A 21956-nucleotide genomic window follows, 5' to 3' on the forward strand; every position below is an offset into this window, starting at 1 on the left:
GTTATTGAACGGTGGCCGACGGAACCGCCCGCAACCCCATAAACACGGAGGACGCGGCCGACCGGCTCTACATCATCGACGCGCGGGGCGGGGTCGAACGCCAGCTGCTCCTCGACTGGGTCCACGCCACCGCGGGCGACAACGACCCGCAATGGGCCAGCCTCGCGATTGAGGACGACGATCACGCCCTCCCGCTCGAAACCCTCCGCGCCCGGCTCGACGGGTCGCCGTCGCGGCAGGTCGTGCCGCTGCGCGTCGCGTGGCGCATCCCGGGGTTCGACAAGGATCGCGCACTCAAATTCCGCCACCTGATCTTTGGCGACCCGCGCCATCCCGGCTCGCTGCGCGCGCGGCTGATCCTGCTCCGCGACCGCCGCCGCGCGCAGATACTGGTCGGCGAGGCGGCGACGCTCGACGCGCTGCGTAGCCGTTTCGCGGCGCAAACCGGCGGCGGCGACGCGGCGGGCCCCGATGGCGCCGAATTCGCGGGTTTCGTCGCGCGGCAGGCAGGGCTCGCGCTCGATGTCGCTGAACGCGGCATCCGCGGCACCCGCTACAAGGTACCGCGCTTCGTCGCCGACGGCCTGCGTACCAGCCCCAAATTCCGCGGCGCGCTCGCCGAATTGTCCGAGGCAACCGGCCGCCCGGTCGCCGAGCTGTTCCGCGAAGCCCGCCCGCTGATGAAAGAGGTCATCGCGCGCCCGTCGGCGCTCTTCCTCGACCTTCGCGCCCGCCTCGACCGCATGATGTTCGGCGGCTACGCGCCCGAGATGGAGGTCGACGCCGCCGAACTCGCCCGGCTGCGCGCGATCCTGCGCGAACATCCGACCGCGATCCTCTTCACCCACAAAACCTATATCGACGGCGCGACGCCCAGCCGCCTCACCTATGAAAACGATATGCCGATGCTGCACAGCTTCGGCGGCGCCAATCTCGACTTCGCGGTAATGGGTGAATTTTTCCGCCGTTCGGGGATGATCTTCATCCGCCGCAGCTTTCAGGACCAGCCGGTCTACAAGCTCGTGCTGCGCCACTATATCGCCTGGCTGCTCGCCAAGCGTTTCCCCTTGAGCTGGGCGTTCGAGGGCACACGCTCGCGGCTCGGCAAGCTGATGCCGCCCAAATACGGCTTGATGAAATATGTCCTCGACGCCGCGCATGCGACAGGAACCCGCGGCGTCCATTTTGTCCCCTTCGTGACCAGCTTCGACCTGATCCGCGATGTCGAGGAATATGCCGCCGAACAGACGGGGCGCAGCAAGAAACCCGAATCGCTCGCATGGTTCATCGGCTATATGAAGAGCCTGAAAGAGCCGTCGGGACGCATCCGCCTCGACATCGGCAACCCGGTGGTCATCGACACCGCGCCGGACGCCGACGACCGGCGCGCGCTCGAAAAAATCGCCTTTGCGGTCGCGGTCGAGGCAAACCGCGTGACCCCGCTGACCGTCACCTCGGTCATGTGCCTGATCCTGCTCGGCATGGCGCCGCGCGGCACCACCGCCGCCGAATTGCTCGGCGCGATCGGTGCGGTGACCGACTGGGCGCGGGTGCGCGGCATCCGCCTCAGTCGCGAGCTCGAAAGCGGCGACGATGCCGCGCTGTCGGCCACCGTCGATACGCTCGTCACCAGCGGGCTGCTCACCCGCTACGAAGCGGGCAGCGAGAATGTCTATTCGATCGACCCCGCCAAGCATCCGATGGCGAGCTATTATCGCAACATCATCGCGCATCATTTCCTCGACCGCGCGATGATCGAACTCGCGCTTTTCGAACTGCGCGACGCCGACAGCGGCGATGCGACCGCGGCCTTCTGGGACAAGATCGATCGGCTGCGCGACCTGTTCAAATTCGAATTTTTCTACCCGCCGCGCGACGAGCATATGGCCGCCTTGCGCGCCGAACTCGAACGCATCGACCCGGTGTGGGACCGCCGCCTCGCCAGCGGCGACCGCGGCATCGCGCAGCTACTCCGCCGCTGCCAGCCCGTCGTCGGGCACGCGATCCTGCTGCCCTTTGCCGAGGCCTATTCGGTCGTCGCCGACTTGCTCGCCCGCGCGGCGCCCGGCGATGCGGTCGATGACAAGGCCTTACTCGACGCCGCGCTGACCGAGGGCAAACAGGCCTATCTGCTCCGCCGGATCAGCAGCGAGGCGGCGATCGGCAAATTGCTGTTCGCCAACGGCCTGTCGCTGATGCGCCATATGGGGTTAGCCGAAGAAGTGACGCCTGACCTCCTTACCGCCCGCCGCGCGCTGCTGGCGGAACTGCGCGGGCTGGCGAACGTGATGGAAACGATGCGGCTGTCGACGGTGGCTCTCGCCGATCGACTACCCGGTTCAGGAGGATAGGATGCTCAAACAGCTCAGCGCGCAGGACGCCCAGTTCCTCTACACCCAGACCGCGAACAACCTGACCCACATCATGGGGGTCTATATCTACGACCCCTCCACCGCGCCGGGCGGCTTCGTGCGCTTCAAGGACATCATCGCCCACGTCGAAAGCCGCGTTCACACCTCGCCTTTGTTCAAGCGCCGCCTCCACCGCCTGCCGTTCGACATGGACCATCCCTATTGGGTCGAGGACGAACATTTCGACGTCGAGGCGCATATGAGCCATGCGCGCCTGCCCGAACCCGGCGACTGGCGGCAATTCTGCATCGCGGTCGCGCGCTATTTCTCCAAACCGATGGATATGAACCGCCCGCTGTGGGACATTTACATCATCGAGGGGCTCGACCGCATTCCGGGCATTCCCAAGGGCAGCTTCGCGATGCTCCACCGCGTCCATCATGCCGCGGTCGACGGCGCGTCGGGCGCGCACGCCTTCATCGCGATGAGCGACATCGATGCGAAGGGCACCCCCGCGATTCCCGAACCGCCGCCGGTCGAGGATCTGGGCGATCCGCCGTCGAGCGCCGAAACGCTGTCGCGCGCCTGGTCGGCGTCGCTGCAATCGCCGGTCAAGTTCATGAACGCGCTAATGAAGATGTCGCCGGCGATCGTCTCGTCGGCGCGCAAGGCGATATCCGACGGGGGAATGACCGCCGGGGTGCCCGAAACGCGCTTCAATGTCGCGGTCGGCCCGCACAAGATGTTCGACGGCACCACCGTCGCGCTCGCCGACGTCGCCGCGATTCGCCGGAAGGTGCCCGGCGCGACGGTCAACGACGTCGTGCTCACCACGGTCGGCGGCGCGCTGCGCAAATATCTCGCCAAGCATAAGGAGTTGCCGAAGGAGAGCCTCGTCGCGGTCGCGCCGATCAATCTGCGCGGCAAGGATGCGGGCGCCGGCGCAAAGGACAAGGGGGCCAGCACCCCTGGCAACCAGGTGTCGGCGATGAGCGTCCCGGTGCGCAGCGACATCGCCGATCCGCTCGCGCGCCTCGCCGCGATCCGCGACTATACGGTCGAGGCGAAGGAGGCGAAGGCGGGCGTCAGCGCGCGGATCATGACCGACCTGTCGCAGCATATTCCCGGCGCGACGATGGCCGCGGTGGCGCGGATCGTCACCAGCGAGCGCTTTGCGGTGCGCGGCACCAACCTGTTCATTTCGAACGTGCCCGGCGCGCAGGTGCCGCTGTATCTCGCGGGCGCCCAGCTGGTGCAACAGCATGGCGCGGCACCGCTCGCGAACAATATGGGTCTGTTCGTCGCGACGCCGAGCTATAATGGCCGCATCGCCTTTTCGCTGATTTCCGAACGCGCGATCATGCCCGACATCGCGTTTTTCCGGGCGTGTATCGAGGAAAGTTTCGCCGACCTGATGGCGGCTACCCCCAAATCCGAACCGCCCAAAGCCGCTACGGCAACGCCCAAAGCTTCGGCGAAGGCCAAGGTGAAACCGAAAACCGCTCCGAAACCTGCCGCCAAACCGAGGGTGAAACCGGTTGCCAAAGGCAACGCAACCGGCAAGACTCGCAAAAAATAGACCATGCCCAGCAGGATCATTGAATGCTTTTTACCCCGACGCTCAGCGCCGACCGCGACCTCGTGACCGCGCCCGATTATATCGCCTGGGCCAAGGCGGCGCAGGACCATGACCGCAAATCGGGGATGGCGGCGTGGCGCGATGCCGACGAAAGCCGGCATTTCGATCATCAGGCGATCCGCGCCCGGCTCGAAAGGCTGCGTGGCCTGTCGGCGGCGGGCGACGTCAAGGGGCTGCTCTTCGTGCTCAACGAAGGCATCCACGGCAATATCGACGGCATGGGCCACGAAAGGCTTTACCAGAAGGCGCGCTTCGGGACGAAAAAGCTGATCGAGGCCTATGTCGCCGAAGTCGTCGCCGCGCTGGCGAAGATCGCTGCGGCGCGGTCGATCCCGCGCGAGGAAAAGCGCGATTTCTTTCGCCGCGCCCAGCATTGCTACGGCCGCTCGGCGCTGCTGCTGTCGGGATCGGGCAGCTATCTTTTCTTCCACGTCGGCGTCGTCAAGGCGCTGTGGGACGAGGGCGTGCTGCCGAACATCCTTGCCGGGTCGAGCGGCGGGTCGATCGTCGCCGCGACGGTGTGCACCCGCAAGGACGGCGACGTCGGCGCCTTCCTCGCCAGCGACCGGCTGGCGAACCCCGACCGCGATCCCGAAATGCGCCGTCTCGCGCCGGGCGAGGTCGCCGCGCGCCTTGCCGACCTGATCCCCGACCTGACCTTTCAGGAAGCCTATGAGATCAGCGGCCGCCACCTCAACGTCTCGGTCGCGCCGGCCGAAAAGCACCAGAACGGCCGCCTGCTCAACGCGATCACCGCCCCGAATGTGCTGATCCGCGAAGCGGTGCTCGCGTCGTGCGCGGTGCCGGGGGTGTTTCCGCCGGTGATGCTGATGGCGCGCGACGAAAGCGGCGCGCGCATTCCCTACCAGCCCGACCGCCGCTGGGTCGACGGGTCGGTGACCCACGACATCCCGACCAAGCGGCTCGAGCGGCTCTATGGCGTCAACCATCATATCGTCAGCCAGGCCAATCCGCTCGCGCTGCCCTTCGCGACCGACACCCGCAAACAGATGGCGCCGATCGAGGCGATCCAGCACGCGTCGATGGCGACGTTCAAGGCGTGGCTGAACGCCAATATGGCGATCTTCCAGAAGCCGCTCGAACTGGTGCCGCCGCTCAACAGCCTCGCGAACCTCGCGCGGTCGGTGATCAACCAGGAATATACCGGCGACATCAACATCATCCGCCCCGCCAAATTCTGGTCGCCGACCAAGATCCTGTCGGACCTCGACAAGGCCGACATCGACGAGCTGATCGACACCGGCGAACGCACCGCGTGGCCGAAGATCGAGATGGTGCGCACCCAGACCGCGATCAGCCGCGCCCTCGACGCGATCCTCGCCAAGATCGACAAGGGCGGCGACGACGGCCCCGGCCACCGCAGTTCGGCGCTGCAAAAGGCGGTGCGGTGAGCGCCGACAACGAACCGTTGACGCTGCCGCCATGGCAGGGTGGCGACGGATCGAGCCTGAATGTCACGCGCTGGCTGCCTGCCGGCGACCCGAAGGCGGTGGTGCTGCTCGCGCATGGCTATGCCGAACATGCCGGACGCTATGGCCATGTCGCGGCGCGGCTGACCGCGGCGGGGTACGCCGTCTATGCCGTCGACCATTGGGGCCATGGCAAGTCGAGCGGCACGATGGGTTTCGTCCCTGCCTTTTCCTTCTACATCGACGGCATGGCGGCGCTGATCGCGCGGGTGCGCGAAGCGTGGCCCGGCAAGCCGCGGCTGCTGTTGGGGCACAGCATGGGCGGCCTGATCGCGACGCTGCTGCTGATCGATCGCCAGCGCGACTTTGCCGCTGCGGCGCTGTCGGGGCCGGCGATCCTGACCGCCAAACCGCCGTCGAAATTCACCATCTGGCTCAGCCGCCTGTTGTCGCGCTACCTGCCGCGCGCCGGGGTGATGAAGCTCGACCCGACGGGGGTCAGTCGCGACCCCGCGGTCGTCGCGGCCTATCTCGCCGACCCCTTCGTCCACAGCGGCAAATTGAGCGCGCGGCTGGCGGCCGAGATGTTCGATGCGATGGCGAAGGCGCGCGACGGCGCGCAGGCGATCACGCTGCCGATCCTGCTCCAGCATGGCGAGGCCGATGCGCTGACCGCGCCCGCGGGCTCACGCTATCTGTTCGATCATGTCGCGTCGGCGGACAAGCGGCTCGAAATCTATCCCGGCCTGTTCCACGAAATCTACAACGAGCCGGAACGCGATGCGGTGCTGGACGATTTGATCGGCTGGTTCGACGCGCGAGTGCCGGAAGCCTGAACCAAGTTTGAATCCCGTTCGTGTCTAGCGAAGTCGAGACACCCCGCAGGGCAGCGCCAGGCCGATGGGCATCTCGACTTCGCTCGATGCGAACGGAAAGTGGGAATCGAGTTCCAGACCATGAAAATCCTCCTGATCCTCCTTTTCGCCCCGCTGATCGCGCTGGCGCTCTTATATTTCGTCTTCCCCGGCCGGCTTGTCGCGCTCGGTCGCGCGCTGCTGCGGCGGCGCGGCGGCATGGTGCAGAAAAGCGTCACCGTCGATGGCCGCAGCTGGCCGTATCTGGAGGGCGGCGATCGGTCAAAACCGTTGCTCCTCCTCGTCCATGGCTTTGCCGGCGACAAGGACAATTGGTCGATGATCGCGCCGTACCTGACGCGCGATTATCACGTCATCGCCCCCGACCTGCCCGGTTTCGGCGAGAATGAACGCAACCCCGACCTCGCCTATGACCTCACGGCCCAGACCGCACGGCTCAAGCAATTCGCCGACACGCTCGGGCTCGACCGTCCGCATGTGGGCGGCAACAGCATGGGCGGCTGGATCGCGCTGCGCTATGCGATCGACTATCCCGATGCGCTTGCCAGCCTGATCCTGATCAACAATGCCGGGGTCAACGGCGCCAACGAGAGCGATTTGCAGCAACAGGCGGCGAACGAGGATTACAACCCGCTCGTCCTCGCCGGGCTGGAAGACGCCGACCGGCTGGTCGGCATGGTCGTCCACAAACCGCCCTACATTCCGGCGCGGCTGAAACCGGTGCTGTACGCCGATGCGCTCAAATATCGCGACCAGCTCGACCATATTTTCTGGGTTATCGCCACCGAGGGGCGCGACCAGCCGCTCAACGACCGGCTCGGCGCGGTCAAGGTGCCGACGCTGATCCTCTGGGGCCGCCACGACCGGCTGATCGACGTCAGCTGCGTCCCAGTGCTCGAAGCGGGCATCGCGGGCAGCCAGAGCCATATCTTCGAGCATGTCGGCCACGTCCCGATGATCGAGGATCCGAAGGCGACGGCCAGCGTGATGAAGGCGTTTCTGGCGAAACACTAATCCTCCCTGTGGCGCAGCCATGGGGAGGGGGACCGCTCGCGCAGCGAGTGGTGGAGGGGCCGCGACGCTAGTGTCACGGCCCCTCCGTCAGCCCTGCGGGCTGCCACCTCCCCATCGCTGCGCGACAGGGAGGATCGTAAGCTTGCCAACCCGCCATTCCCCCGCCACTCTCGCCTGAAAACAAGGGGGAGAGACATATGCGGCTCAAGGTCGGCCTGCTCGGTGGGGGCAGCTGGGGGACGACGGTCGCGGCGCTGGTGTCGCGCAACGCCCCGATCCGCCTGTGGGCGCGCGATGCCGAAACCGTCGCCGACATCAACACCCTGAACGAGAACCGCAAATATCTGCCCGGCATCAGGCTGCCCGCAGCGCTCGGCGCCACCAACGACATGGCCCAGGTGGTCGCTGGCGCCGACGTCCTGGTGATGGGCGTCCCCTCGCACAGCTTTCGCGGCGTGCTGGAAGAGGCGCGGCAGCATCTGCGCCCCTGGGTGCCGGTGATCAGTCTGACCAAGGGGCTGGAACTGTCGTCGGGGCAGCGGATGACCCAGCTGATCGAGGAAATTCTGCCCGGCCACCCGGTCGGCGTCCTCACCGGCCCCAACCTCGCGCGCGAAATCATGACCGGACAGGCGGCGGCCAGCGTCTTGTCGATGGAGGACGAGATCGTCGTCCGCGCGCTCCAGCCGGTGTTCCACTCGGGGCTGTTCCGCGTCTACACCAACACCGATCTGCTCGGCTGCGAACTGGGCGGGGTGCTCAAGAATATCGTCGCGATCGCGGTCGGCATGGGCGACGGGCTGGGGGCGGGCGACAACACCCGCTCGGCGCTGATGACGCGCGGGCTGGCCGAAATCACCCGGCTCGGCGTCGCGATGGGCGGCCGCCCCGAAACCTTTTCGGGCCTCACCGGCATGGGCGATCTGATCGCGACCTGTACCAGTCCCTTGAGCCGCAACCGCCATGTCGGGGTCGAACTCGGCAAGGGCCGCCCGATCGACGAGATTATCGCGGGCATGAACATGGTCGCCGAGGGGGTAAAGAGCGCCCCGACCGTCATCGCACTCGCCGAACGCTACAATCTCGACATGCCGATCGCGCGCGATGTGTTCGACGTGACGCAGGGCAAACGCGACGCGCAAGAGGTGTTTCGCGGCCTGCTCCGCTCGTCGGTCGGCGACGAAGCGCATCCGGGCTAGAGCAGGACGTCGACCCTCACCCTTCCGGCGCTTCGCGCCTCCCTCCCTCTCCCGCTGGGAGAGGGAAGGGGCCCGCCGGCAAAGCCGGTGGGAAGGGTGAGGGTGGCGGTATTTGAGAGGCGACAACCGGATTCCGCCATAACCCGTGCCGATTCAGCGACAACCCGCGAAGATTTTTCCGTTCTGCTTCGTTGCTTGTCCGACGCCCCTTAGCGGGTCTGTCAATCAGGAGATGGACGATGAAAAAGTGGACCACCCTAGCAGTATTCCTGGCTCTCCCCGCCAGCGTCGCGGTCGCCGCCGTTCCCTATGGCTCGCAGCCGCCGGGGTTCAAGGCACCGCAGATCCGCAGCGCCCCGATCGCGGGCGTCGTCAACCAATATTGGTATAATTACAAAGCCGACATCCTCGAGGCCGAGAAGGAGCTGACCAGCGACCTGCGCCGCTCGACCGACCGCGAGGATCGCTGGGATGCATGGGACGAATGGGAAACCGAAGTCGTCGATGCCGACAAGGATTATGTCAAAGAGATGCGCAAGAAGGGCTATCGCAGCGGCCGAGTGACGGTCGGCGGATAAGCCCGCGCATAACCACCCAAGCGTTGCTCTGGGTCGCAAGGGAAGGGCGGGTGTCTGCGGATGCCCGCCCTTTTCCGCGCGTGGCCCGACCGATATTTCGCCGCCCGTGAAGCCATTCGCGGTCCGCACCGTAGCTGCGTCGACCGGCGGTCGACCCTAATGCCCGGCGGTCGCGACTTGAGCGGGCCGGACAGGGTTCGGCCCGCTCCATTTTTTCAATAGCTGCGCGGCAGTCCCAGCACATGCTCGGCGACGTAGGACAAGATCATGTTCGTGCTGATCGGCGCGACCTGGTACAGCCGCGTTTCGCGAAACTTGCGCTCGATGTCATATTCGGCGGCAAAGCCGAAGCCGCCGTGGGTCTGGATGCACGCCTCGCCCGCCGCCCAGCTCGCTTCGGCGGCGAGCATTTTGGCCATGTTCGCCTCGGCCCCGGCATTGTCGCCGGCCTCATATTTGGCGATCCCGTCATGGACGAGCAGTTCGGCGGCGCGCATCTGCGCATAGGCGCGGCTGATGGGGAACTGCACCCCCTGGTTCTGGCCGATCGGCCGTCCGAACAGCACGCGCTCCTTGGCGTATGCACTCGCCTTCTCGATGAACCACTTGGCATCGCCGATGCACTCGGCGGCGATCAGCAGCCGCTCGGCGTTCATACCCGACAGGATGTAGCGGAACCCCTTGCCCTCATCGCCGATCAGATTGGCGGCGGGGATGCGCATATTGTCGAAGAAAATCTCGGTCGTCGCATGGTTCATCATCGTGTCGATCGGCCGGATCGTCAGCGTCCCCGCGGCGAGCGCTTCTTTCATGTCGACGAGGAAGACCGACAGCCCCTCGGTCCGGCTGGCGGCCGCCTCGCGCGGGGTGGTGCGGGCGAGCAGGATCATCAGGTCGCTATGCTCGGCGCGACTGGTCCACAGTTTCTGGCCGTTGACCACATAGTCGTCGCCATCCCTCTTCGCGACGGTCTTCAGGCTCAGCGTATCGGTGCCACTCGTCGGTTCGGTGACCCCGAACGCCTGCAACCGCAGCTCGCCGGTCGCGACGCGCGGCAGGTAACGCGCCTTCTGCTCCTCGGACCCGTGGCGCAGCACCGTTCCCATCACATACATTTGCGCATGCACCGCGCCGCCGTTGCACCCCTGGCGCTGGATTTCCTCGAGGATCGCCGCGGCGGCCGACAGCGGCAGACCCGCGCCGCCATATTCCTCGGGGATCAGCGCCGCGAGATAGCCCGCGTCGCCCAATGCCGCGACGAACTCGCTCGGATATTCGCGCGCCCGGTCTTTCGCCTGCCAATAAGGGCCGGGGAAGGCGGCGCAAAGCTTGGCGACCTCTTCGCGGATGTCCGCATAATCCTGTGTCATGCCTGCGCCACCAGTCCCTTGTCGATCAGCGCGGCAATTGCGCCGCTGGAAAGCCCCAGCCGGTCGGCGAGCACCGCCTCGCTATGCTCGCCGTTGCGCGGCGCCGGCTGCGGCGCCCCGCGGTCCAGCTGCGGCACGGTCGCGAAGGCGCCGGCCGCGGGATAGGCGAAACCGCTCGGGTTCGCCGTCGCCCCAAAGATCGGGTTGTCGGCGACCAGCGCCGGGTCGTTCGCCGCGTCGAGCATCGTGCGATACGGCGAATGGACGATCCCGCCGGCGTCGAAGGCGGCGGCAAGGTCGGCATGGTCACGCGTGCCGATGGCCTGTTCGAACAGCGGATACAGCGCGTCGCGATGCTCGAAGCGCAGCCCGTCGTCCCTGGCGAAGGACACGCCGCGCGCCGCCTCGATCGCCGCCACGGCGCCGCCGAGGTCCAGCGCCGCGATCAGGTTCGCCCACTGCCGCGGCGTGACGACGACGATCATCGTCCGCTCGCCGTCGCGCGTCACGAAATCGCGCCCGAACAGCCCATAGACGGCGTTGCACAGCCGCGGCCGGTTGGTGCCGCCATACATGACCTCGGCGATCCCGCCCAGATTGGCGACGGTGCCGATCGCGATGTCGGACAGCGGCAGGCGCACTTCGCCGCCATCGCCGGTCGCCTGCCGCCGCTGGATCGCCGCCAGCAGCGCGAAGGCGGCATAGGCACCGGTCAGCAAATCCCACGCGGGCAGCACATGGTTGACCGGCTCGGGGCCGGCGCCGGTCAGCATCGGGTAACCGACCGCATTGTTCACCGTATAGTCGAGCGCCGGGGTGCCGTCGGGCCAGCCCATCACGCGCACGGTGATCAGGTCGGGGCGGCCCTCCGCCAGCACATCATGCGCCAGGAAGCCGCCGACCGGGAAATTGGTCACAAACTGGCCCGTCGCGCGGACCAGCGCCTGCAGCAGTTCGCGCCCCTCGGGCCGGCCGAGGTCGAGCGCCACCGACTTTTTCGCGCGGTTGAGATTCTCCCAATAGAGCGAATCATTGTTGTCCGTCACCGGCCAGCGCCGGAAATCCGGGCCGCCGCCGATCTGGTCGACGCGGATCACCTCCGCCCCCATCTGCGCGAGATACAGTCCCGCGGTCGGCGAGGCGACAAAGGACGATGCTTCGATCACCGACAGGTTGGGCAGGAAGTCATACATGGCGCCGGCTCCGCATCGCGCCCATCGTCAGACCCCCGCTTCGGCGAGCAATGCCGCGGCTTCCTTGCCCTCCCAGTCGATAGCGCCGACCACCCGCCAGACCTCTTGGCCCCCGGCGTCGTAGAGGATGCTCGTCGGCAACGCGCTGTTCGCCGCATCGAGCAGGCCGTTTTCGGGGTCCAGATAGGGCTGGAGCGTGGTCAGCCTGGCCTTCTGGAACCATGGATCGACGATCGCCGCGCCCTGCAAATCCTGCGCGACCGCGATCACCGTCAGTCGCTCGGCGCGCGCCGCCGCAAGCGTGTCGAGCGTCGGCATTTCCGCGACGCACGGCGCGCACCAGGTCGCCCACAGGTTGACGAGCAGCGGCCGTCCGCGGAACGCCGCGAGCGTCACCGCGGCGTCGTCGGGACCGCGGAACGCCACCGTCGGCGCGGCTTCGCCCTTGTGGCTGCGGTCGATGATATATTCGAACTGGCCCAGCCCCTTCGCTTGGCCGGCCGAAACATTTGCTTGGTCTTGCCCGGCTTGCCCGCCCGCCTGCTTTTCCCTATCGCAGCCCGCGATTGATCCGGCCAGCAGCAGGGCGAGGATCGCAGCATATGGGTTTGGAACGCGGCGGATGACGGATTCTCCGGACAAGAGCAGCATGTGGGGTGGCCGCTTCGGTGGCGGTCCCGCCGCGATCATGCAAGAAATTAATGCCTCGATCCCCGTCGACAAGCGCCTTTGGGAAGAAGACATCGCCGCCAGCCGCGCCCACGCCGCGATGCTCGGCGCGGCGGGCATCATCGGCGCAGACGACGCGGTCCAGATCGACCGCGGCCTTGCGCAAATCGCCGAAGAATTTGCCGCGAACGGCGTTCCCGTCGATCTCGCGCTCGAAGACATCCACATGACGGTCGAATCGCGGCTGAAGGAGATTGTCGGCGACGCCGCCGGGCGCCTTCACACGGCGCGCTCGCGCAACGACCAGGTCGCGACCGATTTCCGCCTGTGGACGCGCACCGCGTGCGACCGGATCGACGCCGGGCTGGCGGCGATGCAGGCCGCCTTGCTCGCGCGCGCCGACGAACATGCGGGCAGCATCATGCCGGGCTTCACCCACCTGCAGGTCGCGCAGCCGGTGACCCTCGGCCATCATCTGCTCGCCTATGTCGAAATGCTTGGCCGCGACCGCAGCCGCTTCGCCGACGCGCGCCGCCGCCTCAACGAATCGCCGCTCGGCGCCGCCGCGCTCGCGGGCACCGGTTTCCCGATCGACCGCGACGCCACCGCCGCGGCCTTGGGCTTCGACCGCCCGATGGCGAACAGCATCGACGCGGTGTCGGACCGCGACTTCGCGCTCGAATTTTGCGCCTCGGCGTCGATCGCCGCGATCCACCTGTCGCGCCTTGCCGAAGAAATCGTCATCTGGGCCAGCCAGCCCTTCGGTTTCATCAGCCTCCCCGATGCCTGGTCGACCGGCAGCTCGATCATGCCGCAAAAGCGCAACCCCGACGCCGCCGAGCTGGTGCGCGGGCGCGCCGGGCTGCTGCTCGGGGCGTTCCAGCGCCTCGCGGTGATCGTCAAAGGCCTGCCGCTGACCTATTCGAAGGATCTGCAGGACGACAAGGAAACGGTTTTCGGCGCCTTCGACGCGCTCGCGCTGTCGCTCGCGGCGATGACCGGGATGGTCGAAACGCTGACCTTTCGCACCGACCGGATGCGCGCGCTCGCTGCGTCGGGCTATTCGACCGCGACCGATCTGGCCGACTGGCTGGTCCGCGACGCCGGCGTCCCGTTCCGCGAGGCGCATCACATCGTCGGTGCCGCGGTCAAGCGTGCCGAGGAACTGGGCGTCGAGCTGTCGGCGCTGCCCGCCGCCGACGCCGCGGCGATCCACGCCGCGGTGACCCCGGCGGCGCTCGCGGCGCTGACTGTCGAGGCATCGGTCGCGAGCCGCCTCAGCTATGGCGGCACCGCGCCCGAACGGGTAAGACAGGCTATCGCGACCGCGCGCGCGGCGCTGGAAGGAATTGACTGATGCCGACCCCCCGCCTCGTCTTCGCGACGCTCGCCGCCGTCACCTTGCTCGGCGCGTGCGGCAGCAAGGAAGATTTGAAGCCCGTCGCGGGTCAGCCTGCGCCGGTCGTCCCCCTCGGCGCGACGCGCGCCCCGACCACGGAGGAACTCACGACGCCCGACGCGCAGGCCCGGCCCGCGCGCAGCGACGAACTTCTCAAACGGTCCGAACAACGCGAACCCGACGATTTCGACCTGCCGCCCCCGGGCTGAGGTTTGACGTTTTCTTACTGACCCGCTCGTGTCGAGCGAAGTCGAGACACCCATCGGCCTGATGCCGTCCCGATAGGTGTCTCGACTTCGCTCGACACGAACGGGAAAATGGGAAGAATCAGGATTTAATTTCAATGGACCATTTCACCTATCGCGACGGCGTCCTCCACGCCGAAGACATCCCGCTGCCACGCATCGCCGAGGAGATTGGCACCCCCGTCTATGTCTATTCGCGCGCGACGCTCGAACGCCACGCTCAGGTGTTTCGCGACGCGCTGCAGGACATTCCCCGCAAGCACATCGCCTTTGCGATCAAGTGCAACCCCAACCTCGGCGTGCTCCGCGTCCTCGCGCGCCAGGGTTATGGCGCCGACGTCGTCTCGGGCGGCGAGCTCGAACGCGCGCTCGCGGCGGGCATGGCGCCCGGCGACATCGTCTTTTCGGGGGTCGGCAAGACGCGCGCCGAACTGGCGCAGGGGCTCGACCGCGGCATCGGCCAGTTCAACATCGAGCATGAGCCCGAGGGTGTCGCGCTCGCCGAAATAGCGCTCAAGAAGGAAGTCACCGCGCGCGCGGTGCTGCGCGTCAATCCCGATGTCGATGCCGGCACCCACGCCAAGATTTCGACCGGCAAGGCCGAAAACAAGTTTGGCGTCGGCATCGACGCCGCGCCCGAGATTTTCGGCCGTCTCGCCGGTCTGCCCGGCCTCCAGATGCGCGGCATCGCGCTGCATATCGGCAGCCAGCTGACCAGCCTCGATCCGCTCGAGGCGGCGTTCACGCGCGTCGGCCGCCTCGTCGCCGACCTGCGCGCCGCGGGGCACAGCATCACCCATGTCGATCTCGGCGGCGGACTCGGCGTGCCGTACCATCCCGACGACAATCCGCCATCGCCGGCAGACTATGGCGCGATGGTGGCGCGGGTGACGAAGGACTGGGACGTCACCCTGATGTTCGAACCCGGCCGCGTCATCGCCGGCAACACCGGGGTGCTGCTGACCGAAGTGCTGTGGGTCAAGCCCGGCGCGACGCATCCCTTCGTCATCGTCGATGCCGCGATGAACGATCTCGCGCGCCCCGCGCTCTATGACGCCTATCACGAGTTCGTCGCGGTGCGGCCCGGCGGCGACAAGATGACCGCGTCGATCGTCGGCCCGGTGTGCGAGACCGGCGACACCTTCGCGCGCGACCGCGTCATCGATACCGTCGCAGCGGGCGACCTCGCGGTCTTCCGCACCGCCGGCGCCTATGGCGCGACGATGGCCTCGACCTACAACAGCCGCAGCCTGGTGCCCGAGGTGCTCGTCGATGGCGACCGCTATGTCACCGTCGCCGACCGCATCGCCGCCGGCACGATCATGGCCGCCGAGCGCGTGCCCGACTGGATCGACTGATGCAGCAACTCCCCATCTTCCTGAACCTCGCCGGCCGCACGGTCGTGCTGGTCGGGGAGGGGGAGGCGGCCGACGCCAAGGCGCGGCTGATCGAACGCGCCGGCGGGCGGATCGTGCCGGGGTGGGAAGCGGGCGCGACCGTCGCCTTCGTCGCGCTCGATGACGAGGATGCGGCGCGCGCCGCGGCCGACGCGCTGCGCGCCGGCGGTCTGCTCGTCAACGTCGTCGATCGCCCCGCGCTGTGCGATTTCACCACCCCGGCGATCGTCGATCGCGCCCCGGTCACCATCGCGATCGGCACCGGCGGCGCCTCGGCGGGGCTGGCGAAAGCCGTCCGTCAACGCATCGAGGCGCTGCTCCCGGCCAGGCTCGGCGCGCTCGCCGCGGCGCTCCACGCGGCGCGCGACGTGATGAAGGCGCGCTGGCCCGCCGCCGCCGACCGCCGCCGCGCGATCGACGCCGCGCTCGCCCCCGGCGGCGCGCTCGATCCGCTCGCCGACGATGCTGCCGACCAGATCGAAGCCTGGCTGGCAAGCGACGGCGCGGCGGCACCCTCGCGGTTTGAGGCGATCCGCCTGACCAGCGCCGACCCCGACGAGCTCACGCTGCGCGCCGCGCGCCTGCTCGGCGAGGCCGACCACATCTATCACCCCGCCACCGTCCCCGCCGCGATCCTCGCCCGCGCCCGCGCCGACGCCGCGCGCCACATCGCCGACACCCCCCCCGCCGCTTCGCCGCCGGGGCTGTCGCTGTGGCTGGCGCTATAGGGCGGGGAGTCCCCTGCGACCAAAGCCGGACTGCCCCCTCATCGTCAGCCCGGACTTGATCCGGGATCGCGCTGGCCGCGGTGGCACAGGACGAGGGCAGGGCGGCGGTGCTGGAACGCGGGCTGGGCGATGGGGATGCGCGGGTCAGGGACGATTGCAGGCGGTGGCTGGCCATCTGATCCTCCCCGTGGCGAAGCCATGGGGAGGTGGCAGCCTGAAAGGCTGACGGAGGGGCGTTGGCACCGGCGTTGCGGCCCCTCCACCACCCTCCGGGCGGCCCCCCTCCCTATCGCGACCCGACCGGGAGGATCAGACTCCCTCTCCCCTTGCGGGAGAGGGCCGGGGAGAGGGGACCGCGCGCGTCTGCGCGCCAAATATCGCGCCGCCGCCACATACGTTTCGCGTCTCCCCGGCGGTTCAAGCCCCATCCAACACAATAATCTCACGCAAAGGCGCAAAGGCGCAAAGCAAGGCAGCCGCGAAGCCCGGCTATTCCGCCTCCGCCCACCCGCTGCGGTCGAGCGCCTTCATCGCCTCGGTAATCGCTACCGTATCGACGCTCACCCGCACCACCTTCGCCAGCAGGTCGATCATGCTCTCCTTGTAATCGGCAAAGCGATAGGTGTTGAACTTCTCGCGGATCGTCGGGTCGCGCGGGGTCTTTTCCTTGTGCTGGTCCAGCACCCAGTCGATCGCGCTGCGATTGCCCAGCCGGTACTGCCACGCCTCGGCGGGGATGCCGCCGATCTGTGTATCCTCGTCGACCCGCACGACACCCGTTTCAGGCAGCGATTTCAGCGCCGGTTTCGGGTGCGTTCCGGCGGCGCGTTTGGCGTTGGGCGTATCGGTGCGCTGCACCGGCCAGGGTTCGACCGCCTCATACCCGATATGCGTCGCCATCAACGCCTCGCCCCATGCGACCCACTGCGCGAAGTCGGGATAAAAGGGGATGCGCGGAAACTCGCGCTTCAGGTTCAACGCATAGGTCTCGCGATAGACGGGGTCGTGCAGGACGGCATAGACATAGGCAAAGATCGCGTCCTTGGTGACGCCCTTCTTGCCATAATGCGCGACAAATTTGTTGAAGACCCAATCGGTGATGTTATCGAGGCGCTCGCCCGCTTTGGTGTAGCGATAACGAGGGAGCGTCTGAGCCGCACTAGGCATAAACATATCTTTGTTTGGTATCGCGTCAGTCGCCAATACTGCAAAATCTGCGCGTTTTTCGAAGCCGAAAACCAAGGCTACGTTGCCTGCGCCGGAGAATGGGAAAATTGACGGCTGCTGATACGGTCGGTGCGTAAGTATGGGCGCGAAATAAGTCTCGAGCTTACTATATGGTCTGTACAACGAAGGCCTCAGGGCTTGCGTCTCGAATCGCAGTGGAGTTCCCTTGACCAGATAAGCTTCCAACTCACTTGTCCACTTGATCGATCGATCGACGAAATCGTTAATTTTTATGGTTTTAGGCCTTGTCTGCCATCGGCTTCGTTCACTCTCATAAGCTGCGATAAAAGTCTCGACTTTCGGCGCTACTGAGCCGGGTCGCCCATAAAGCCAGTCGTCACGATTTGTAACGAGCCCCAAGGAATAAAGCCGGAAGACGGCTCGGTCCGTTCCACGACTGTTCCTGATTTTGGTCTTTCGATCAGCAATGGGAATATATTCACTATAGCTTGTTTCACCTTGATCGACCCAAGCACCATCTTCCGTGGGCGTAAGCGATTGAAAAGCCGCGCGATCTAACCGAAGTTCGGCAACAAAGTCCCTCTTCTCGTCGCTTTTCATATAGTCCGGCACGCTGTGATATTTTATCCGAAATGGCTGCCTCGTCTTACGACGGACCAAAAAGGTAATTGCGACTCCTACTTTTATCTTGTCTTCAAAGACATTCCCTCCCTCACGTTGTCGACGCTCACCACTATTACGGGCATTGCCCTTTAGATCTACGATCCACGCTTCACAAAACTCTTTGGCAATCAATTTACGGAACCCGTCATAGTTACGCGCATCTAGGAAGCCATTATTGGTAACGAACGCAATCAATCCTTCATCGCCGAGCCGATCACTGGCCCAACGATAGAAGCGCGCATACATATCATAGAGCTTGGTTTTCTGGGCCGTGCTTTCCTTGATATAAGTCCGCTTGATCCGGTCGTCGATGTGCGCATAGGCACGGTTCTTGTTGTTGTCGTTTTCGTTCTGCTGGTTCGCGTTGTACGGCGGATTGCCGATGATGACGCTGATCTTGCGGCGGTTCTGGCGTTTGATGCGTTCGATATTTTCGTCGGTCAGGCTGCCGAGCAGGTCGAACTGATATCCCGAATGGATGCCCAGCCCGTCGACATTGTCCAGCGTGTCGACAAAGCACAGATTTTCGAACTCGGCGAACTGGCCGGTAATCGCCTGATAGGTCGCCTCGATGTTCAGATTGGCCACATAATAGGGCAGGATCGCCACCTCATTGGCGTGCAGCTCCTCCTTGTACTTGCGGCGCAGCTTGTCGTGGTTGCCGCGAAAATATTCCAGCAGCTCGACGATGAAGGTGCCGGTGCCGGTCGCGGGGTCCAGGATCTCGACGCCATGATCCTCCAGATTCTTGCCGAAATGCTTTTCGCACAGCCAGTCGGCGCTGCGGATCATGAAGCGCACGATCTCCCCCGGCGTATAGACGACACCCAGCCGGTCGGCGGCCTTCTTGTTATATGCCTTATAGAAATCCTCGTAGAGCGCCTTCAGAAACCCCTGTTTTTCGGAATGGCTCTGGATCAGTGCGGCGGTGCTGGCGATGCCCGAATAATAAGGCGCGAGCGCGCGCAGCAACTGCGCCTTTTCGCCGCGCCCGAACAGCGCATCTTCGACCTTCTTCAGTTCGGCGGCGATATTATTGTGCTGGTGGAAATCGGGGTTGTCGAAAACCTTGGCGAAAATATCTTCGGTCAGGACATGCTGGATCAGCATTTCCTGCACATCCTCTTCGCTGACGATCGGATTGATCGCGTCGCGCGCGTGCTGCAGGAACGCCGCCTCGGCGGCGGCGAAGTCGCGGCTGGCGGCGCGCTTTTCGGCGATCCTTTCGCGCAGCGCTTTCAAAATTTCAGGCAGGTCAGTTGCGAACTGTTTCACCGCCTTGTTGAAATCGGCAACTTCCTGCCGCTCATGCGCAAAAAAGCGCGCCAACAGCTTCAGCAGGCTGTCGTCGTCGGCCTGCATCGCGGCGCGCATGACTTCGGCGCCATCCTGCCACAGCACCGCGGTCGCATCGTCGGTGAAGATGATATTGTCGCGCGGATAGCCCTTGCGGAACTTGGCCTCGATCTCCTTTTCCAGATCGTCGCTCTCGTCCTTTGCCTCCCAATAGCCAAAGGGTACGCGCAGCCCGTGGAGTAAGGCGCCGTCGAGGTAGATGCGGTTCATCGCCTTGGTGACGATGTCATGCTCGGCGATGAATTGCAGGTCGTGCGTCTTGCCCCAGCGCTTGAGCAAATCCTTGAACGCCTCGCGCAGCACGCTTTCGCGGCGGCTGCCCGACACGGCGCGCAGCCGGTCGAGTTCGGCGCGATACTCGTTAATCAGTTGCTGGCTCAAGAATATCTCCCCGATCCCGTCATGCCGCCGCGCATCGCGGCGCGCAACCTCTTCGCGCCTTCACGCCTTCGCGTGAGACCCTCTTCTTTCTGCCTCCGCGCCTTCGCGCGAAAAACCGCTTTCCTACATAACCGCGCTATGCAATGTTCCTCTTTCGTTCTTTGACTCTGTCGATCTCCGCCCGCCGTCCTCGCCATCGCGGGGCCGACCACGGCTGCGCGCCGCCAACACGACCCGCACCCTCACCCGGCCGAAACGGAAAAAGCGTCGCGAAAAACATGCGCCGCAAGGCTGAACTTTCCTGAACTTTGGATCGCTAAAGCGACAAAGGAGACAGTTCCACGCTGCACATGCGTATCTTTTGTCGCCTTAAGACGCTGCTGACAGCGCCGCAAACCCCTGCTAGTGCGCCGCACATGACCACGCCTTTGTCCCACATCCGTAATTTCAGCATTATTGCTCACATTGATCATGGCAAGTCGACGCTTGCGGACCGGTTGATCCAGTTCACCGGGGGGCTGACCGCGCGCGAGATGTCGGCGCAAGTTCTTGATAATATGGACATCGAGAAAGAGCGCGGGATCACGATCAAGGCGCAGACGGTGCGCCTGAAGTATAAGGCGCATGATGGGGAGACGTACGAGCTCAACCTGATGGACACGCCCGGCCATGTCGACTTCGCTTATGAAGTGTCGCGTTCGCTGGCGGCGTGCGAGGGCGCGTTGCTCGTCGTCGACGCGGCGCAGGGGGTCGAGGCGCAGACGCTGGCGAACGTCTATCAGTCGATCGAGCACGACCATGAGATCGTGCCGGTTATCAACAAGATCGACCTGCCCGCGGCCGACGTCGACAAGGTGAAGGCCGAGATCGAGGATATCATCGGGCTGCCCGCCGACGACGCCGTGCTCGCCAGCGCCAAGGCCGGCATCGGCATCGAGGAAGCGCTGGAGGCGATCGTCACGCGCATCCCGCCGCCGAAGGGCGACGCGAATGCGCCGCTCGTCGCGATGCTCGTCGACAGCTGGTACGACCCCTATCTGGGCGTCGTTATCCTGATCCGCGTGATCGACGGGGTGCTGAAAAAAGGCCAGCAGATCAAGTTCATGCAGGCGGGCACCACCCATCTGATCGACCGCGTCGGTTGTTTCACGCCCAAGATCGAGCAGCTGACCGAGCTCGGCCCCGGCGAAATCGGCTTCATCACCGCGCAGATCAAGGACGTCGCACAGGCGCGCGTCGGCGACACCGTCACCGACGCCAAGAAGCCCGCGGCGCAGGCGCTGCCGGGGTTCAAGGAAGTCCAGCCCGTCGTCTTCTGCGGCATGTTCCCGACCGACGCCAACGACTTCGAGAAATTGCGCGAGAGCATCCAGAAGCTGCGCCTCAACGACGCCAGCTTCTCGTTCGAGATGGAAAGCTCGGCCGCGCTTGGCTTCGGCTTTCGCTGCGGCTTCCTCGGCCTGCTCCACCTCGAGATCATTCAGGAGCGGCTGACCCGCGAGTATGACCTCGACCTGATCACCACCGCGCCGTCGGTGGTCTACAAGCTGAAGCTGGGCCATACCAAGAATGAGGCGGCGAAGGAGATCGAGCTCCACAACCCCGCCGACATGCCCGACCCCAACCGCATCGACGAGATCGAGGAGCCGTGGATCGAGGCGGTGATCTATGTCCCCGACGAATATCTGGGGCCGATCCTGAAGCTGTGCCAGGACCGCCGCGGGGTGCAGAAGAACCTGACCTATGTCGGCGGCCGCGCGCAGATCACCTATGAACTGCCGCTCAACGAGGTGGTGTTCGATTTCTATGACCGGCTGAAGAGCATCAGCCGCGGTTACGCCAGCTTCGACTATCACCAGATCGGCCACCGCCCCGGCGACCTCGTCAAGATGAGCATTCTCGTCAACAACGAGCCGGTCGACGCGCTGAGCATGATCGTCCACCGCGGCACCGCCGAAACCCGCGGCCGCGGCATGTGCGAGCGGCTGAAAGACCTGATCCCGCGCCACATGTTCAAGATCCCGATCCAGGCCGCGATCGGCGGGAAAGTGATCGCCCGCGAAACCATCGCCGCGCTGCGCAAGGACGTGACCGCCAAATGCTATGGCGGCGACGCGACCCGCAAGAAAAAGCTGCTCGAAAAGCAGAAGGAAGGCAAAAAGCGGATGCGCGAATATGGCAACGTGAACATCCCGCAGGAGGCGTTTATCGCCGCGCTGCGGATGGGGGATGATGCTTAGCTGGAGCTTTGCGCCTAATCTAAGCCGTACCGGCCATTGAA

At 65.4% G+C, this 21956-nt stretch carries 16 protein-coding genes; 12 read left to right on the forward strand and 4 right to left on the reverse strand.

The features are described from left to right. Positions 1-11: 11 nt before the first annotated feature. From HEQ22_RS02545 to HEQ22_RS02575, 7 genes are all read left to right on the forward strand, one after another. Entirely contained in the window at positions 12-2351 is a 2340-nt protein-coding gene (locus tag HEQ22_RS02545) for a glycerol-3-phosphate 1-O-acyltransferase (protein WP_432769633.1), read from the forward strand. A 1-nt stretch (position 2352) separates the two neighbouring features. Beyond that, positions 2353-3930: a wax ester/triacylglycerol synthase family O-acyltransferase gene (locus tag HEQ22_RS02550; protein ID WP_432769634.1), complete on the forward strand. Its 1578-nt coding sequence runs from the start codon at positions 2353-2355 to the stop codon at positions 3928-3930. Positions 3931-3953: 23 nt separating this feature from the next. Next, on the forward strand, positions 3954-5402 hold the full coding sequence (locus HEQ22_RS02555) for a DUF3336 domain-containing protein (protein ID WP_432769635.1): 1449 nt from the start codon (positions 3954-3956) through the stop codon (positions 5400-5402). Then, on the forward strand, positions 5399-6256 hold the full coding sequence (locus HEQ22_RS02560) for an alpha/beta hydrolase (protein ID WP_432769636.1): 858 nt from the start codon (positions 5399-5401) through the stop codon (positions 6254-6256). The genes HEQ22_RS02555 and HEQ22_RS02560 overlap by 4 nt, the downstream gene beginning before the upstream one ends. A gap of 120 nt (positions 6257-6376) precedes the next feature. Further along, positions 6377-7309 (forward strand): alpha/beta fold hydrolase, encoded by a 933-nt coding sequence (locus HEQ22_RS02565; RefSeq protein WP_432769637.1) that lies wholly within the window; start codon positions 6377-6379, stop codon positions 7307-7309. A 197-nt stretch (positions 7310-7506) separates the two neighbouring features. Beyond that, entirely contained in the window at positions 7507-8508 is a 1002-nt protein-coding gene (locus HEQ22_RS02570) for an NAD(P)H-dependent glycerol-3-phosphate dehydrogenase (RefSeq protein ID WP_432769638.1), read from the forward strand. Positions 8509-8747: 239 nt separating this feature from the next. Continuing rightward, positions 8748-9086 carry a hypothetical protein gene (locus tag HEQ22_RS02575; protein ID WP_432769639.1) on the forward strand — a complete coding sequence of 113 codons (339 nt, stop codon included), beginning with the start codon at positions 8748-8750 and terminating at the stop codon, positions 9084-9086. A 215-nt stretch (positions 9087-9301) separates the two neighbouring features. Here HEQ22_RS02575 and HEQ22_RS02580 read toward each other — a convergent pair whose 3' ends face one another. The 3 genes from HEQ22_RS02580 to HEQ22_RS02590 are packed head-to-tail and all read right to left on the reverse strand — an operon-like array spanning position 9302 to position 12300. Next, the gene (locus tag HEQ22_RS02580; protein ID WP_432769640.1) at positions 9302-10456 is read right to left on the reverse strand and encodes an acyl-CoA dehydrogenase family protein; all 1155 of its coding nucleotides are present in this window, start codon (positions 10454-10456) and stop codon (positions 9302-9304) included. Beyond that, entirely contained in the window at positions 10453-11649 is a 1197-nt protein-coding gene (locus tag HEQ22_RS02585; RefSeq protein ID WP_432769641.1) for a CoA transferase, read from the reverse strand. The genes HEQ22_RS02580 and HEQ22_RS02585 overlap by 4 nt, the downstream gene beginning before the upstream one ends. Positions 11650-11676: 27 nt before the next feature. Next, entirely contained in the window at positions 11677-12300 is a 624-nt protein-coding gene (locus HEQ22_RS02590) for a TlpA family protein disulfide reductase (RefSeq protein ID WP_432769642.1), read from the reverse strand. Here HEQ22_RS02590 and argH point away from each other — a divergent pair. The 4 genes from argH to HEQ22_RS02610 all read left to right on the forward strand — a co-directional run bounded on the left by argH (position 12299) and on the right by HEQ22_RS02610 (position 16087). Beyond that, positions 12299-13675, forward strand: a complete 1377-nt coding sequence (gene argH, locus HEQ22_RS02595) for an argininosuccinate lyase (RefSeq protein WP_432770927.1) — start codon at positions 12299-12301, stop codon at positions 13673-13675. The genes HEQ22_RS02590 and argH overlap by 2 nt on opposite strands. Then, positions 13675-13926 carry a hypothetical protein gene (locus HEQ22_RS02600; RefSeq protein ID WP_432769643.1) on the forward strand — a complete coding sequence of 84 codons (252 nt, stop codon included), beginning with the start codon at positions 13675-13677 and terminating at the stop codon, positions 13924-13926. Before argH ends, HEQ22_RS02600 begins: the two co-directional genes overlap by 1 nt. A 134-nt stretch (positions 13927-14060) precedes the next feature. Next, complete coding sequence (gene lysA / locus HEQ22_RS02605) at positions 14061-15320, forward strand: diaminopimelate decarboxylase (RefSeq protein WP_432769644.1); 1260 nt, start codon at positions 14061-14063, stop codon at positions 15318-15320. Continuing rightward, entirely contained in the window at positions 15320-16087 is a 768-nt protein-coding gene (locus HEQ22_RS02610; protein ID WP_432769645.1) for a siroheme synthase, read from the forward strand. The genes lysA and HEQ22_RS02610 overlap by 1 nt, the downstream gene beginning before the upstream one ends. A 489-nt stretch (positions 16088-16576) precedes the next feature. On the opposite strand, the gene HEQ22_RS02615 is transcribed toward HEQ22_RS02610, so the two are convergent. After that, positions 16577-19675, reverse strand: a complete 3099-nt coding sequence (locus HEQ22_RS02615) for a type ISP restriction/modification enzyme (protein WP_432769646.1) — start codon at positions 19673-19675, stop codon at positions 16577-16579. A gap of 416 nt (positions 19676-20091) precedes the next feature. Here HEQ22_RS02615 and lepA point away from each other — a divergent pair, with 416 nt between their 5' ends. Beyond that, a complete protein-coding gene (gene lepA / locus HEQ22_RS02620; RefSeq protein ID WP_432769647.1) occupies positions 20092-21915 on the forward strand; it encodes a translation elongation factor 4 in 1824 nt (607 codons plus the stop codon). Positions 21916-21956: the final 41 nt, after the last annotated feature.

The sequence above is a fragment of the Sphingopyxis sp. genome (assembly GCF_050916055.1).
Classification (GTDB): domain Bacteria; phylum Pseudomonadota; class Alphaproteobacteria; order Sphingomonadales; family Sphingomonadaceae; genus Sphingopyxis.